This is a genomic window from Mesorhizobium atlanticum, assembly GCF_003289965.1.
GTDB lineage: Bacteria > Pseudomonadota > Alphaproteobacteria > Rhizobiales > Rhizobiaceae > Mesorhizobium > Mesorhizobium atlanticum.
Genome location: NZ_QMBQ01000001.1, coordinates 138,580 through 153,600, shown reverse-complemented (window position 1 = coordinate 153,600; position 15,021 = coordinate 138,580). Strand labels below are relative to the sequence as shown.

General features: G+C 66.0%; 14 protein-coding genes. 7 read left to right on the top strand and 7 right to left on the bottom strand.

Features of this window, described 5'->3' with window-relative positions; all coding sequences use genetic code 11:
* The first annotated feature begins 88 nt into the window (after positions 1 to 88).
* Together DPM35_RS00900 and DPM35_RS00895 are read left to right on the top strand one after the other, a co-directional pair.
* On the top strand, positions 89 to 598 hold the full coding sequence (locus DPM35_RS00900; RefSeq protein ID WP_112126186.1) for an Hsp20/alpha crystallin family protein: 510 nt from the start codon (positions 89 to 91) through the stop codon (positions 596 to 598).
* A 448-nt stretch (positions 599 to 1,046) separates the two neighbouring features.
* Positions 1,047 to 2,471 (top strand): coiled-coil domain-containing protein, encoded by a 1,425-nt coding sequence (locus DPM35_RS00895; protein ID WP_112126185.1) that lies wholly within the window; start codon positions 1,047 to 1,049, stop codon positions 2,469 to 2,471.
* Between the two features lie 33 nt (positions 2,472 to 2,504).
* Here the strand turns inward: DPM35_RS00895 and DPM35_RS00890 are convergent, their stop codons facing one another.
* The 3 genes from DPM35_RS00890 to DPM35_RS00880 form a co-directional block, all read right to left on the bottom strand.
* A complete protein-coding gene (locus DPM35_RS00890) occupies positions 2,505 to 3,398 on the bottom strand; it encodes a hypothetical protein (RefSeq protein ID WP_112125466.1) in 894 nt (297 codons plus the stop codon).
* Between the two features lie 93 nt (positions 3,399 to 3,491).
* Positions 3,492 to 5,153: an acyl-CoA synthetase gene (locus tag DPM35_RS00885; RefSeq protein WP_112126184.1), complete on the bottom strand. Its 1,662-nt coding sequence runs from the start codon at positions 5,151 to 5,153 to the stop codon at positions 3,492 to 3,494.
* A gap of 195 nt (positions 5,154 to 5,348) precedes the next feature.
* Entirely contained in the window at positions 5,349 to 6,155 is an 807-nt protein-coding gene (locus DPM35_RS00880; protein WP_112125465.1) for a helix-turn-helix transcriptional regulator, read from the bottom strand.
* Between the two features lie 136 nt (positions 6,156 to 6,291).
* Between DPM35_RS00880 and DPM35_RS00875 the strand changes: the two genes are divergently transcribed.
* Entirely contained in the window at positions 6,292 to 6,681 is a 390-nt protein-coding gene (locus tag DPM35_RS00875; RefSeq protein WP_112126183.1) for a VOC family protein, read from the top strand.
* On the opposite strand, the gene DPM35_RS00870 is transcribed toward DPM35_RS00875, so the two are convergent.
* Positions 6,678 to 7,382, bottom strand: coding sequence for a helix-turn-helix transcriptional regulator (locus tag DPM35_RS00870; RefSeq protein ID WP_112125464.1), 705 nt, complete (start codon positions 7,380 to 7,382; stop codon positions 6,678 to 6,680). The two genes, DPM35_RS00875 and DPM35_RS00870, sit on opposite strands and share 4 nt — an antisense overlap.
* A 121-nt stretch (positions 7,383 to 7,503) precedes the next feature.
* Between DPM35_RS00870 and DPM35_RS00865 the strand changes: the two genes are divergently transcribed.
* Positions 7,504 to 7,908: a VOC family protein gene (locus DPM35_RS00865; protein ID WP_112125463.1), complete on the top strand. Its 405-nt coding sequence runs from the start codon at positions 7,504 to 7,506 to the stop codon at positions 7,906 to 7,908.
* Between the two features lie 67 nt (positions 7,909 to 7,975).
* Entirely contained in the window at positions 7,976 to 9,529 is a 1,554-nt protein-coding gene (locus DPM35_RS00860; RefSeq protein WP_112125462.1) for a serine hydrolase, read from the top strand.
* A gap of 147 nt (positions 9,530 to 9,676) precedes the next feature.
* On the opposite strand, the gene DPM35_RS00855 is transcribed toward DPM35_RS00860, so the two are convergent.
* The gene (locus DPM35_RS00855) at positions 9,677 to 10,612 is read right to left on the bottom strand and encodes a hypothetical protein (RefSeq protein ID WP_112125461.1); all 936 of its coding nucleotides are present in this window, start codon (positions 10,610 to 10,612) and stop codon (positions 9,677 to 9,679) included.
* A gap of 175 nt (positions 10,613 to 10,787) precedes the next feature.
* On the opposite strand from DPM35_RS00855, the gene DPM35_RS00850 reads away from it, so the two are divergent.
* Together DPM35_RS00850 and DPM35_RS33065 are read left to right on the top strand one after the other, a co-directional pair.
* Complete coding sequence (locus tag DPM35_RS00850; protein ID WP_112125460.1) at positions 10,788 to 11,897, top strand: KamA family radical SAM protein; 1,110 nt, start codon at positions 10,788 to 10,790, stop codon at positions 11,895 to 11,897.
* 126 nt (positions 11,898 to 12,023) lie between these two features.
* On the top strand, positions 12,024 to 12,839 hold the full coding sequence (locus DPM35_RS33065; protein WP_112125459.1) for a BA14K family protein: 816 nt from the start codon (positions 12,024 to 12,026) through the stop codon (positions 12,837 to 12,839).
* 187 nt (positions 12,840 to 13,026) lie between these two features.
* Here DPM35_RS33065 and DPM35_RS00840 read toward each other — a convergent pair whose 3' ends face one another.
* Positions 13,027 to 14,412: an FAD-binding oxidoreductase gene (locus DPM35_RS00840; RefSeq protein ID WP_112125458.1), complete on the bottom strand. Its 1,386-nt coding sequence runs from the start codon at positions 14,410 to 14,412 to the stop codon at positions 13,027 to 13,029.
* A gap of 114 nt (positions 14,413 to 14,526) precedes the next feature.
* Positions 14,527 to 15,000 carry a hypothetical protein gene (locus DPM35_RS00835; protein ID WP_112125457.1) on the bottom strand — a complete coding sequence of 158 codons (474 nt, stop codon included), beginning with the start codon at positions 14,998 to 15,000 and terminating at the stop codon, positions 14,527 to 14,529.
* Between the last annotated feature and the right edge of the window lie 21 nt (positions 15,001 to 15,021).

Here is a 15,021-nt window from a genome sequence, read left to right as displayed (position 1 = left end):
TTCCTGTCAGCGCCCCCCGCGCACCGCGCCGGGCACTGCCCGGCGCAACAGCAAGGCTTTCAGACCGATGAGCAGAAAGGAGGAAACCATGAGTGTCCGCGATCTGATTCCCTGGGGCCGGAGCAACGGCAACCAGGTTCCAAGCATATTCCACGACGGCGAACGCGATCCGTTCCTGTCGCTGCATCGTGAGGTGAACCGCCTGTTCGACGATGTTTTCCGCGGCTTCGACAGCCGGTGGCCGTCTGTTGGCGGTGCCTCCGCCCTCGCCACTGGTTGGCCGAGCGTCGAGATCTCCAATGGAGAGAAGGAGATCAAGGTGACGGCCGAGGTGCCCGGCCTCGAGCAGAAAGACATCGAGGTCCTGTTCGACGACGGCGTGCTGACGCTGCGAGGCGAGAAGCGCTCCGAGACGGATGACAAGGATAGGCAATTCTCGGAGCGTTACTATGGCCGCTTCGAACGCCGCATCCCGGTCGGCTACGAGGTCAAGGAAGACGAGGTGGAGGCGCGCTTCAGGAATGGCGTGCTGACCGTCACCTTGCCGAAGAGCGAGAAGGCGCAATCGCAGGTCAAGCGCATCGACATCAAGAGTTGATGCATCGACGCGGGAGGTCGGCCGATGCGCCTCCCGCGTCCCGATCTCCATGAGAGCCACGGCAGCCGGACGCCCGCGCAGCGCTGCTCTTTGGCGGTCGATCAGGAGCGGCCCGCATAGAGAAAACCCACGCGAACGGAGCTTCTCGTTTCCGTCCCGAAGTCTTCGTATCGGCCATTTGAATGATGACAAAAAGCTCGATGAATGATGCCAAACAGCTCGCTGCCTTCTCCCTTTTACGGCGGTGAATTTCAGGGTCCGTCGAGAGATGAAATTAACATACGTTATGCCCGGCAGACGGATCACCTCGCAACGGGTCCGCATAAGATTGCGACCGGCGATAACCTTAATTTCGGTTTCGGTTGCATAGGCTTCCCGAAAGGAAGGTAAAGGGCTAGATTAGCAATTCGTTAAGTACGCGTGGGGCGTGAGTAAGGGATGTGTGATGATGAATTTCAAGTCTCTGATCAAGCGGGCCGAGGACGTCGATAAGGAATTTCAGGACCTCCAATCGGATCTGGCGGAAGCATTCGAGGACGTTCTGAAAGATGATGAACAGCCGCCGTCGGGAGACGATGCCGTTGCAGGCCAGGAACTCGTGGCAAGCGACGAGAATCCGCCGCCTGCGGAGCAGCCCGAGCCGGCTTCATCGCGGTTGACGCCCCATACCCAGACGCGGCTCGCCGCCTTGGAAGCCGTGGCCGGGCTCTTCCGGGACGGACAGGGCCATCTCCAGGAAATCGAGGCGAAGCTGGGGGAGATCGCCACCGCGCATCACATGACGCGCGAGGTCCTCAACGTCTTCCATCGCGACGTGTTGCGCTCCAACGAGCTGGAGTTGGCAAACCTCGCTCTCACCGCGGAACATAAAACGCTTTCAGAACAATTGCTTGACGCCGCGCGCAAGCAGCGCGAGCGCGACGGCGCGGCCGAGGCCTGGCAGCAGCGCGAGGCAAGCCTTGTCCAGGACCGGGAGCAGCTGCGCTCGGCGTTGGCGGCCGTTCGCCTGGAGCTGGTGGAGATGAGCAATGAGAGCGCCAGGCGCGAAACGGAGTTCGGCGAAATCGTCAAGGCTCTGACCGCCAAGACTGTCGAAGTCGACAGGCGCGGCGCAGAAAACAAGCTGCTGCGCGAGAAGCAAGTCGGCCTCACGGTCGACCTGGAGCAGGCGCAGAAGCGCGAGGCTGAGGCCCGGCACAAATTCGATGAGTTCGCGGCGACTCATGCCAGCGAAACCGCCCACATTGCCGAGCTGATGGCGCAGATCGGCAATCACGAAAAGGAAGAAAGCCGGCTGCAGAAGACGCTGGAGGCAACACAGGCCAAGCTTGCCGAAACAGCCGAGGCGGCGCGGATCGCCGAAAGCGACAGCGCCGCCGAATTGGCGCGCAGCCAGGCCGAAATGCGCGGCTTGCGCGCCGAGATCCAGGAATTGCAGTCGCGCCTGGATAGGGTCTCGACCGACAATGGCGAAGCCACGGCCGAGATCACCAGGCTCAAGGCGCAGTTGAACGATGCCGTCACCGAACGCCAGATCGCCGAGGAAAGGCTCGCCGTCCTCAAGGAAGAGAGCGAAGCCGACAAGAAGAACCTGTCGGTGGTCAGCACCAATCTCTCACAGCTTTCGCTGCAGCAGGCATCCGAGCAGATCCAGCTCGATATCCAGAAACAGGAATGCGAGGATTTGCGCGCCGAGGTCGAAGCGCTTAACGCCCGCATTCGGGAATTGCTGCCTTACGAGCGGCTGCATCGGGTGACCGACGCAAGGTCGCGTAAGGATGCCGCGCCTCAGACCAACGGGATCATCGCGGAAACGGCGCGCCCCGCCGCGCGGCGTGTTCCGCGGCGGAACTTGCGAGTCAACGCTGGCTGAGAAAACCGCCGCGCCCGGAACTGCTCCGACGGGCTACTTGCCCGCCATGCCGTCGGCAAGATCCTGCGCCTGCTTGAGCAGCGCCGGGAAGGACGGATCGCCGGGCAGGCGCTGGGCCATGCAGGCGCGGTAGTCGGCATCGCCTTTTTCCCAGGCGGCGTTGGCGGGATCGGAGGCCTGCGAGTTGTCCTGGTCCGAGCCCTCGTCGGCCTGCTGGGCCTTCTGCGCGGCCGCGTCGGCGGCTGCCCAGATTGAATCGCAGGCTGCGATCTTAGGCACGGCGGGGGAGGCGGGCGCCTCGGCGATCATCACGCGGTCGCCCTTGACGACCGCCACCACGACATGTTGCTCGTAGATCGGCCCGACATCCTGTGTCCAGCCGCCGAGCCGAGCCAGCACCATGTCGGCGCCGTCGGGCTTCTTCAGCGGAAAGTCGAGCGTGCCGGCGAAGGCGGCGTCGCTGCCGATGGCCTGGGTATAGAAGCTATCGAGCTTCAACGCCGCGCCGATATCGGTGGGCAGCTTGAAATCCGCTTCCGCCTCGGTCGATTTGGACTTGAGCCAGCGCTCGGTCAGCCCACGCGTCGAGACGACGATGCTCGGGCCGTCGTCGCTCTGGGCATACCGCAACCCGTCGAGCATGCCGTAGCCGATATCGGAGGCGTTGAGGCTTTCGATGTTGTTGGTGCCGGTCGTCGGAAAACCCTTGACCGAAAGCGGACCGAGAATGGCGGCGAGACGCTGCTGCAGGTCGGCCAGCGCCTTCTCGTTCTGCGCATCGATGGTTTCGATTGCCGTGTTCGCGCTTTCCTGCGCGGTGATATCGGCGATCGCCTTGTCGCGCGCCGCGATATAATCGTCTTCCGGCGAGGCGGCGAGCGCCGTGCTGCCTGCCAGCGCGAGGAGAAGTGTCAAGACCAGCCGCATGCTGCAACCCCAATTTAGCGATCAAGAGCCCATGCCAGCCATCGCCCGACTTGGCGGCTTTTGCGTGGCGGAAATCAAGGCAGACGCAAATCTTTATTCCGCCTTGCGCTTCTCCACCTCGGCCTTCCTCAGCAGGAACCTTTGGATCTTGCCGCTCGGCGTCTTCGGCAGCTCGCTCACGAACTCGACCTCGCGCGGATAGGAATGCGCCGACAGCCGCTTCTTCACATGCTGGGCGAGCTCCTCGGCGAGCGCCTCGCTGCCCTGGAAGGCGGGCGCCAGCACGACGAAGGCCTTGACGATCTCGGTGCGCTGCGGATCGGGCACGCCGACCACCGCGGCCTCGTTGACCGCAGGGTGCTCGATCAGCGCGCTTTCGACGTCGAAAGGCCCGATGCGGTAGCCGGATGAGGTGATGACGTCGTCGGCCCGGCCGATGAAGGAGACCGAGCCGTCCGGCTCGTACTCCACAGTGTCGCCGGTGCGGTAGTAGCCGCCGGCGATCGCCGGTGTTTCCGCCTGGTGGTAGCCGCTGAACCAGCGCAGCGGCGAGTTGGCGATATCGACCGCGAGCACGCCCGGCTGGTTGGGGCCGAGCTCGTTGCCCGCCTCGTCAAGCACCACCATGCGGTAGCCAGGCATGGCGAAACCGGCCGAGCCGGCGCGGACAAGATGCTTAAGCCCGTGATGGTTGTTGACCATCATGCCGTTCTCGGTCTGGCCGTAATGGTCGTGGATGGGCGCGGCGAGATGGGCGTCGAACCAGCGGATCACCTCCGGGTTGAGCGGCTCGCCGGCGCTGCTCACCACGCGCAGTTTTCCTTTGACGCGGGCCGCGGCCTCGGGCCCTTCCGCCATCAGCAGGCGGTAGGCCGTCGGCGAGCCGGCGAGGCTGGTGACGCCCAGCCGCTCGATGATGTCGTAGGTCGATTTGGCGTTGAAGGCGCCTTCGTAGAAGGTGGTGGCGATGCCGAGCAGCAAGGGTCCAGTGATGGCGTAGTAGAGCCCGTAGGCCCAGCCGGGGTCGGCGATGTTCCAGAAGACGTCGTCTGGGCGAAGCCCGATCGCGTCGCGCATATAGGCGCCGAAGGCAGTGAGCGCGCTGAGCGGCACGGGCACGCCTTTCGGATGCCCGGTGGTGCCGGAGGTCGACATCATCATGAACAGGTCCGAGCCCTTGCGCATCACCGGCTCGCGGTCGGGGGAGGCGGTGGCGAGCGCCGCGCGGAAATCGGTGTCGCCTTCGGGCAGCGTCTCGCCGGGGGCGAGAATGGTGGCAATGCGCGGATGGTTTTCCACCTCGTCGAGCTTGCCGCGGTTGGTGGGGTTGGTCACCACCAGCTTCGCCTTGCTGTAGCTCAGGCGATGCTCGACCGCCTTCGGGCCGAACGCGGTGAACAGCGGCTGGTAGACCGCTCCGATCCGCCATGTGCCGAGGATCAGCGCCACAAGCTCGGGGATGCGCGGCAGCATGCCGGCCACGACATCGCCGGGGCCGACGCCGAGACTTTTGAGCAGGGTGCCGACGCGGCCCGACATGTCGGCGAGGTCGTCGAAGGAATATTCGCGCAATTCGCCGCCGGCCGAGATCGCGCGCAGCGCCAGCCGATTCGCGCCTGTATAGCGGCCGCAGCATTCGACATAGGCGTTGATGCCGGTGGCCGGATCGCCATGCAGGCGCGCGATCTCGTCCTCGATGCGGAAGCGCTTGACGGCATCCTCATAGCGCGGCAACGCCGCCGGCGTATCGGTCATGGCAATCCTCCCTTTGGCGGCGGTCATCTTCCCATGATCGCCGCCGAGGGAGATTGCCCGAAAAGATGTCGCTGGTCGATTGCGGCGAAAGTCGCGGCAGGCAAGCAAGCTCCACGAAAGACGGCTGGCTTTCGCGGCGTTAAACGTTTCCGATCAACAGGCTGGACCCGATACCGGAATCAGGACCTGAACCGCCTAACCGCGCTTCCGATAAAGGCTCAACGTTATGTCCTTGCCCACGCCCGCGGGCGCCAGCATGAAGTAGTCATAGGTCGCGACCTTGCCGCCTGGCCCGACCAGTCCCTTCGACCAGATCGAGGCTTCCTCCACCCGCATCTCGGCCCATTGGCGCGCGAAGTCCGGGCTTAGCGCCTTGAGCGGGTCGAGCACGGCGGAGATGTCGGCCGCCGACGCGTAGCCGACGGTCGCGGCGCGGAACTGGCCGATAGCCGAGCGAGCCACAACCTCCCAGTCGGCAAACAGCGCACGCCAGGCCGGGTCGAGGAAGAGCCGCTTGAGCAGGTTGCTCTTCGTCGGCTCCTCGGGATCGAAGCCGCCGAACAAGTCCGCCGCCTCGTCGTTCCAGGCAATGAAGTCCCAGGCGCGGTTGAGCGCATAGGCCGGATTGGGCGAGAGCGTGGCGAGCAATGCGGCAATGCGCGGATCGGGCGAGGGGCCCTCGGGCGCCATCGCCTCGGGCAGCCATTCCGGCTTTGCGAGCTTGAACAGGTGCTGACGCTCCACGGGCAAGAGGTCCAGCACGTCGGCCAGCGCATTGAGCACCGGCGCGGAAGGGTTGGCCTCGCGGCCCTGTTCCAGCCATGTGTACCAGGTGGCGCTGATCCCGGCGAGCAGCGCGACTTCCTCGCGCAGCAGCCCGCTTGCGCGGCGTCGCGTGCCGGTGCGGATGCCATGCCGCGACGGCTCGACGCGCTCGCGCATGGCGCGCAGGAAGCGGCCAAGTTCCTTGCGCCTGTCCATTTCGGCGGTCCGTTCCAGCATGGTCGTGCCTTGAAAGGGGTAGCGCCGCTACCAGCAGCGCCGCTCATCTTGTACCACCTTGCTACCAGTATAGATGAGGTGGCGCATCACACAACCGCGCCGGGCCGAGACGCGGCGCCAGGCAAAGGAGTCCGTCATGAACGCGCTGAAAAATATCAGGAATATCGATTACACCGTCCTCTTCGCCCGCGACATGAAGAAGATGCGCCGCTTCTACGAGGACGTGATGGGCTTCCCGGTTCATTCCAGCCTGGGCGAGGGCTGGACCGCTTACCAGGTCGGCTCGTGCCTCCTGGCGCTTACTGAGCGCGGCGTGATGTTCAATGACGCGCCGACGCCGGCGCGCGCTCTCTCCGTGCAACTCGCCTTCCGTGTGACGCCGGGCCAGGTCGACCAATGCGCCGACACGTTGCGCGGTAAGGGCGTGGCGATCGAAAGCGAACCGACCGACCAGCCCTGGGGGCACCGCACGCTGTTCTTTCGCGATCCCGACGGCAATGTGCTGGAGATCTACGCCGATATCTAGCCTTGTGGCAGTTGAATTCCCTGCGCCGCCATATGCCGTTTCCAGCGGTTGCGCAGCTCTCCCGGCCGGCAGCCGATGCGCTCGTCGAGAAAGGTCGCGGCCGATATACGGTCGGTGCGGAAATGGCGGAAATCCTGGCGCAGCTCGCACCAGGCGGCGATGAGCCGCACCGTTTCGGCGTAGCCGATCATCGTCGGCCATATGACGCGCTCGCTCTCGTCGCCCTGTTCGTTGCGGTAGCGGATCCGGATCTTGTGGCCCTTGCGGATCGAAGCCCGCGCCTTCGCGATATCCAGCCCGTCCGGCAGGCTCGCGCGGCCGAGCGGCGCGCCGACGGTCGGATTGCTGACGAAGGGGCGCAGCCGCTCGGGCACGACGGTGGCGATCTTGGCGATCAGGTCGCGCGCCGCGCCCGCCAGCACCGGGTCGCCCTTGTCGGCCACCCATTGCGCGCCGAGCACCGCCGCCTCCAACTCGTCCGGCGTCAGCATCAGCGGCGGCATGTCGTAATCGCGGTCGAGCACATAGCCGAGGCCGGCCTCGCCCCGGATCGGCACGCGCTGTCCGATCAGGTCGGCGATGTCGCGATAGACCGAGCGGCGCGAGGTTTCGAGCTCCTCGGCGATCCGGCCGGCGGTGATCGGCCGGCTCGAGCGCCGCAGGATCTGGATGATCTGGAACAGTCGGTCGGCGCGGCGCAAGGCATGTCTCCTGTTGCCACTATGCTGGCAGCACGCCTGGTCCACAAGCCGGGGCAGGGTGCCTGAACGGGCGTCCAGCCGCGAAAACTCCTTCGTCGGCCTGCCAACGGAGAAGACTTGGATGAATTTCGTTTCGACCCGCATCATCACCGCCGACGTCAAGCGGCTCGTCGCCTTCTACGAGACGGCGACGGGCATCAAGCTCACGCTCTACACCGAGGATTTCGCCGAGCTCGTCACGGAAGCCGGCACCCTGGCGATCGGCAGCACGCGCACGCTTCAGCTCTTCGGTGGCGACCACGTGGCAAGCCCGGCGGCAAATCGCACCGCCATCATCGAGTTCCGTGTCGCCGACGTGGATGACGAGTACCGGCGGTTGGGCGAGATCCTCGACAGCGCGCTGGTGCAGGCGCCGACGACCATGCCCTGGGGCAATCGTTCGCTGCTGTTTCGCGATCCCGACGGCAATCTGGTGAATTTCTTCACGCCGGTGACGGCGGAGGCAATTGCGAAGTTCGACGGGTGACGGGGATTGGCCCCGCTGGCGCCGGCCTGTAACATCGCGAGATGAATGCGGAGAGGGGGGCGCAAGCATGCGGCTTGATCGGAATCTCTGTCATCTGAGGATCTGGGCATTCGTCCTGATGGCCCTTTGGCCGCCTGCTGTGTGGGCGGACCCGATCTCGCCGGAGCGGATGACCACAGCCCTATCGAAGCTCGAGGCGCTGGCGCAAGGCGCTGTCGAGGCCGGTGCGGTGCCCGGCCTCGCCATTGCCGTCGTGCATGACGACCAGGTGATCTTCCTCAAGGGTTTCGGACATCGCGAGGCCGGCAAGCCGGAGCCTGTCGATGCCGATACGGTGTTCCAGATCGCCTCGCTGTCCAAGCCGGTCTCCGCCACCGTCGTCGCGGCCCTGGTCAGCGACCATGTGGTGTCCTGGGATTCGAGGATCGCCGACCTCGACCCTGCCTTCCGGCTGGCCGACCCCTATCCGACGAGCCAGCTCACGATACGTGACCTGTTCTCGCATCGCAGTGGCCTTCCGGGCACCGCCGGCGACGACCTGGAGGACATCGGCTACGACCGCGCCACGATCCTGCATCGCCTGCGCTTCGTGCCGCCATCGTCGAGCTTTCGCGCCGGCTATTCCTACAGCAATTTCGGCCTGACCGAGGGCGCCGTCGCCGCCGCGATGCAGACCGGGAAGTCCTGGGAACAGATCGCCGAGGAGAAGCTCTACCGTCCGCTTGGCATGGCCTCGACAAGCTCGCGCCATGCCGATTTCCTCAAGCGCGCGAACCGCGCCGCGCTCCACATCAGGGTCGGCGACGCCTGGGCCGCGACGATCCAGCGCGATCCGGATGCGCAGGCTCCGGCCGGCGGCGTCAGCTCCACCGCGCGCGATCTCGCGCAATGGGTGCGCCTGCTGCTGGGCGACGGCACCTATGCCGGCAAGACCCTGATCGCCGCCGATGCGCTGGACCCGACGCACGTGCCCTTGATGACGCGCGGCAAGAATCCGGTGTCCGGCGGCGATTCCTTCTACGGCCTCGGCTGGAATGTCGAGTTCGGCCGGCACGGCCTGAGCTGGGGCCATGCCGGCGCCTTCAGCGTCGGCGCGCGCACCTTGGTGACGATCTTCCCAAAGGACAAGCTCGGCATCGTCATCCTTGCCAATGCCTTTCCGACCGGCGTGCCGGAAGGCCTGTCCGACAGCTTTGCCGATCTGGTTTTCGACGGTTCGGTCGAAGAGGATTGGGTCAAGGCATGGGACGCGATCTATGCCGGCATGTTCGGTCCCATGGTCGAGGCGGCCAAGGCCAGATATGCCGCGCCGAAGTCGCCGGCGAGGCCGGCGGCGCCCGCCAGCACCTACGCCGGCCGCTACGCCAACGACTTCATCGGCGAGGCGACCGTATCGGGCGAGGGCGGGGGCGTTGTTCTCAAGCTCGGGCCGGGTGGGGCCAGGTCCTATCCGCTGAGGCACTTTGACGGCGACCTGTTCCTGACCAATCCTGACGCCGAGACGCCGGAGAGGCCGACGGGCGTCAGCTTCGTCGTCGGTCCGGATGGCAAGGCGTCGTCGGTGACCATCGAGTTCCTCGACGACAATCACTTGGGCACGCTGCGGCGCGTGGGTGACTAAAGCATGTCTCCCGAAAGTGGGAACCGGTTTCGGGATAAAGACATGCGTAAAATCAAAGACCTAAAGCGCAGGGGAGCGAATCCGAAGGATCGCGACGCGCTTTAGACCGCCCGCCCAAAGGCGTGTCGCCCGGCAAACGCGCAGGGGTCAAGATGCCTGGCCGTAGCGCAGCAGCTTGAAGCAGTCGCTGCTGCCCGACTTCGACTGCGTCAGCACCGGTTTCGAGCGGTCGATCCATTCCTGCTGCGACTTGGCGTCGGCCTCGATCGCCTCGGTCGCCGGCAGAGCGACGAAGCCTCGCCCCTTGCTGAAGAGCCAGCACGCGCGACCGAGAAACCGCCTGCTGCGCTGGCGCAGGAGATCGGCGTCATAGAGGATGTCGAGCACCTCACGCTTGATCTTCTGTCCCTTGTCAGGCTTGGCGACCGCCGCTTCGACCGGCTCGTCTCCGATCGCTTCATGCAGGTCCTTGTAGTCGAGGCCGAGCTGCGTCGTGGCATATTTGATGTCGTTCTCGTCGCGCACGATGTCGAACCAGAGTGTCGGATCGAGCTCGTTGACGACAAAGGTGGCTTCGAGATCGCGCGACAGGTTCAGAATGTCAAAATCTCGAACATCAACGTCACGTTCGACCAGCAGGATCTTTTCGACCTGCTTGCCGAGCTCGGCTCCCTCAGCGCTGATCGCGGCGTTGTTTCCGCCGTGTTCGGGGCCGACATAGGCCCCGCCCGCATCCAGAACTTCGTCGAATTCGCCGAGCGTTTCGACGACCGGCGCGCCACGGGCAATGCGCGCGGCGAGCTTGGCGAGCACCTGCTGCAGCTCGGTCTCGCGCCTGCGCTGGTCCTGATAGTTCTGCTGGAAGAAGAAAATGAACAGCGACACACCGATGCCGATCAGGATCACGCCGAGCTGCGAGAAGATGTTGCGGTAGTATTCCAGCAATTTTTCGCGGTGGCGCACGTCGTCGCGCACGCTGTGCGCCACGCGCAGGTTGACGATCAGCGAAATGATCAGCAAGCCGGCGCCGACAAGGATGAGCCCGCCGATGAGGAGGTAGCCATGCCCTGCGCTGAAATCCATTGGTATCGCCCCCGAAGCCACGGATGATGCAGGTTAATACCATTCCACTGAAACAACTATCCGAAGCGGTGGGGAAGCATTGAATCGCTGCGTAGGCTGTCTGCGGCAACCGCGGCGATTGACCGTGACGCCTGTTCGGCCGATATCCCGCGGAAAACCGCCCCCGAGAACCCTGATGACCTCAGACGCCAACCTCAAGCAAGCTGCCGCCCCCGATGCCGCCTGGCAGGACGACGTCCGCGCCGGCGTGCGTCACGTTCGCGATCTGGCATCCCTGCCGCTCTCGCCGGCCGAGCGCGCCGCCGCGCAGGAGGCCGCTGCCGCCCACAAGGTACGCGTGCCAAAACCCTATCTCGACCTGATCGACTGGAACGACTCGGACGATCCGATCCGCGCCCAGGTGATCCCGTCGCCGGACGAGTTGGTCGCGGCCGAGGGCGAGCTCGACGACCCGATCGGCGACCACGCCTTCAGTCCCGTTCCCAGGCTGACGCACCGCCATGCCGACCGCGTGCTTCTGTTCCCGACCTATCAATGCGCCGTCTATTGCCGTTTCTGTTTCCGCAAGGAGTCTCTGACCTCGATCGGCCGCGGCTACACGCGCGAGGCGGTGGAGCCGGCGCTGGCCTATATCGCCGGACACCCGGAAATCCGCGAGGTGATCCTGACCGGCGGCGATCCGCTGTCGCTGCCCGACAAGGCGCTGGCCGAGATCCGCGCCCGCCTGGAAGCGATCCCGCATCTCAGGCTTTTGCGCATCCACACCCGCGTGCCGGTGGCGCTGCCGTCGCGCATCACGCCCGGCCTGGTCGAGGCGCTGCAGGGCCGGCTGATGGTGACGGTGGTCACTCATTTCAACCACCCACGCGAGCTCACCGAGGAGGCCGAGGCGGCTTGCCGCGCGATGCGGCAGGCGGGCTTCGTGCTGCTCAACCAGAGCGTTCTCCTGAAAGGCGTGAACGACAAGGTGGAGGTGCTGGAGGAACTCTGCCGCGAGTTGATGTACCGTCTCGGCGTAAAACCCTATTACCTGCACCACGGCGACCTCGCGCGCGCCATGGCGCACCGCCGCACAACGATCGCCGAGGGCCAGGCGCTGGTGGCGGAACTGCGCCGGCGCCTCTCCGGCATCTGCAACCCGACCTATGTCATCGACCTGCCGGACGGCGGCGGCAAGGTGCCGCTGGCGGCGAGCCACATCGAGGGCCGCGACGGCGACACCTGGCTGATCAGGGGCCAGGACGGCAAGGTGCGGGAATACAGGGAAGTGGTCGGCCGGGCCTGATGCCGCATCCGTCTTGCCGGCTTTCGGCGGCGGCGCTTGCCCGCCCGACTTTGGCCCCCATTGCGCAGCAGAAGGAACTCCATCCCGCGCCCCGCATTCTATGAGCGGGGACTGAAGGAGCGCCGCGTGAAGGCTTTGTTGGGAATTGCCGGTGGGTTCGTGCTGACCTTGGCCGTGTTCGCCAGCGGACTTGCCTTCGCCACCTGGATGTTGGCCGCCAAGCCGGTGCGCCAGGCAACGCCCGCGATCGGCGTTTCCGAGCTGTGGACGAAGGACGCGCAGCCGGTTGATCAGCAAAAGCAGAACCTCGAGCGCATTCCCGCCCAGCAGGCCGAGCCCGCCAAGGCGGGCGGCGAGCCGGCCCCGGGCGAACCCGTCAAGGCGGGTGGCGCCACGCAGGCCACGGCGCTCGCGGCGCCGGCGGCGCCAGCACAGCCGCGGCTGCAGCCATTGCCCGGCATGTCCGCTCCCACTCAGCCCGCGCCGGGCGTCAACGCGGCCCAGCAGCCAGCGCCGGCCGACCCGCAGGCCGAGCGGCAATTGCCCGTCGCCCATCTGCAATGGTGCGCGACGCGCTATCGCAGCTACCGCCCGGACGAAAACAGCTACCGTTCCTACAGTGGCGAGCTGCGCCCATGCATCTCGCCCTATTACGACCCCGGCGGCGACCGCACCGCCTCGACCGGCAACCGGATCAACGACGACCAGACGAACGACGACCAGGCCGAGATGGAGGGCTACGCCCCGACCGGCGACGGCTACGCCACCACCTATGGCGGCCCGCCGGAAGAGATCTCGCCACAGGCCGAGGCCGCCCAGGCCTCCGGCCGGCAGGTCTCGGGCGACCATGTCGATTACTGCTTCAGCCGCTACCGCTCCTACGATCCGCGCGACAACAGCTATCAGCCCTTCGACGGCGGCCCGCGCCGCCAATGCGAGTAGGGCCGGCGCCCAGCGGTTCGCGTTTCCTCGCCCCACGAAGTGGGGAGAGGTGGCCGCGAAGCGGCCGGAGAGGGGCCTGCGGCGCTGGCGGGCTCGCACGCGTCCTTCAACGTTGGCGCTCCCCCTCTCCGTCTCGGCTTCGCCGAGCCACCTCTCCCCCATTTTATGGGGGCGAGGAAAAGAGCCTTCACCCCACGATCTTCCCCGGATTCATCACATTACCCGGGTCGATCAACGCCTTGATCGCCTTCGCCAAATCCCGCTTCACCGGATCCGCATGCCGCTCATAGGCCTCGCGCTTCTCCAGCCCGACCCCATGCTCGGCCGAGAACGAGCCGCCGGCTTCGCGCAGGCCCTCATAAAGCGCGTCCTCGATCGCCGCGTGCCGCTCATGCGGAAGCGGCCCGTCGCAATTGATGGAGATGTGCAAATTGCCGTCGGCGAGATGGCCGTAGACATAGGGCGCGTAGGCGGCGTCGATCCGCCTCAGCCCGGCTTCGATGCGCGCCACATAGGCGTCCAGCGCGCCGCCCGGCACGGAAACGTCGAAGGAGGGCGCCATGGGGTGCGCGCGCTCGATCTCAACTGTCTCCTCGCGCAGCCGCCACATCTGGGCGGCTTGCGCCTCGGAGTTCGCGACCAGCCCGTCGAGGATGCCGGCCTCTTCCCAGATCGCCGCCAGCCCGTCCTCCAGCAGTTGTCGAGCCGCCTCGACACTGTCGGCGCCAAGCCCCAGCACCAGCAGGCAGGGCGCATCGAGCGGCAACTGCCCGGGCGCATAGCCCAGCCCCCGCTGCATCAGCGAGGCAAAATTGCGCCACAGGATCTCGGCGGCGGAAAGCCGCGCGCTGGTCGAGCCCAGGAAATGCCGCACGATGCGCTGCGCGCTTGCCGCATCCGGCACGCCGACCAGCGCCGTGGCGCTGGCGCCTGCCACCGGGTCGAGCCGCACCGCCACGCGGGTGACGATGCCGAGCGTGCCCTCCGCGCCGATGAAGAGATGTTTCAGGTCATAGCCGGCGCTGGTCTTGAGCACCCTTGTGAGATCGGAAAACACCCGCCCGTCCGGCAGCACGGCTTCCAGGCCGAGCACGCGGTGGCGCATCGTGCCGTTGCGAAACGCCATGATGCCGCCGGCATTGGTGGAAACCATGCCGCCGATCGTTGCGCTGCCGCGCGCCGCAAGGTCGATGCCCGGGTCGAGGCCATGCGCTGCCGCGGCCTCCTGCAGCGCCCCCAGCGTCACCCCCGCCTGCACGATCGCCACCCGCGCGAACGGATCGATCTCCTCGATTTGGGCAAGTCCGCCGAGATCGCAAATGATCTGCCCGGAGGAAGTAGCCGCCCCACCCGCCAGCCCCGTGCGCCCGCCCTGAGGGACAAGGCTGACGCCACGCTCCGCGCAGAATTTCACCAGCCCCGCGACCCCCTCGACATTGCGCGGCCGCACCAGCGCCGAAGCGCCGAAATTGCGCGCATCGAAGCCGGGATCGCGCGCGGCGAGCTCGGCGGCGTCCCAGATGGTCGCGGTGGGGAGGAGGGCGCGGAGGGAGGGGAGGAGTGTGGCAGGCATGGGCGGCGGCTCCGGAAGGCGGACGAGCTCCCTCCTATAAATGTGCGAGCGCGCCGGAGTCACGCCGAATGCCGGGACATCAGCCTCCCAGTGCTGTTCGCGTGGTGAAGGGACCTAACCCACCCACACCGAGCATCCCACCCTCTGCCCGGTCGCCGCATCCCGCACCAGTTTCGCATCCACCCGCTTCAACCCCACCCGGTTGGCCCTCACTTCCTTGCTCGCGAGATAGGCCGGGTCGCCGACTTCCCAATGGTAGCGTGTGTTGGCGGGCGCCCGCATCCAGGTGAATTTCGACAGGTAAGCCACCTGTCCAGGCGTGGTGTCGGCGAAGCGGCAGTCGATGGTCGCGGGCATCAGGCCCTTCGCGCTCATCGCGTTGACGACCTTGTCGGCGTCGGCCGTCGCCAGCCAGTCCTCCGCGCCCCTCGTCTGGGAGGCGGACATGCCGTACGCCTGGTCCCTGCCGCCCATCCGGAATGACGCGCATCCCACAAGGACTGTCACCAGCGCCACGGCGATTGTCGCGCTTGCCCTGCCTGCCCATTTGCTGCCTGCCTGCTCGTTACCTTGCTGATGGAAATGCATGTGCCGTCCCCTTGCTCTGGA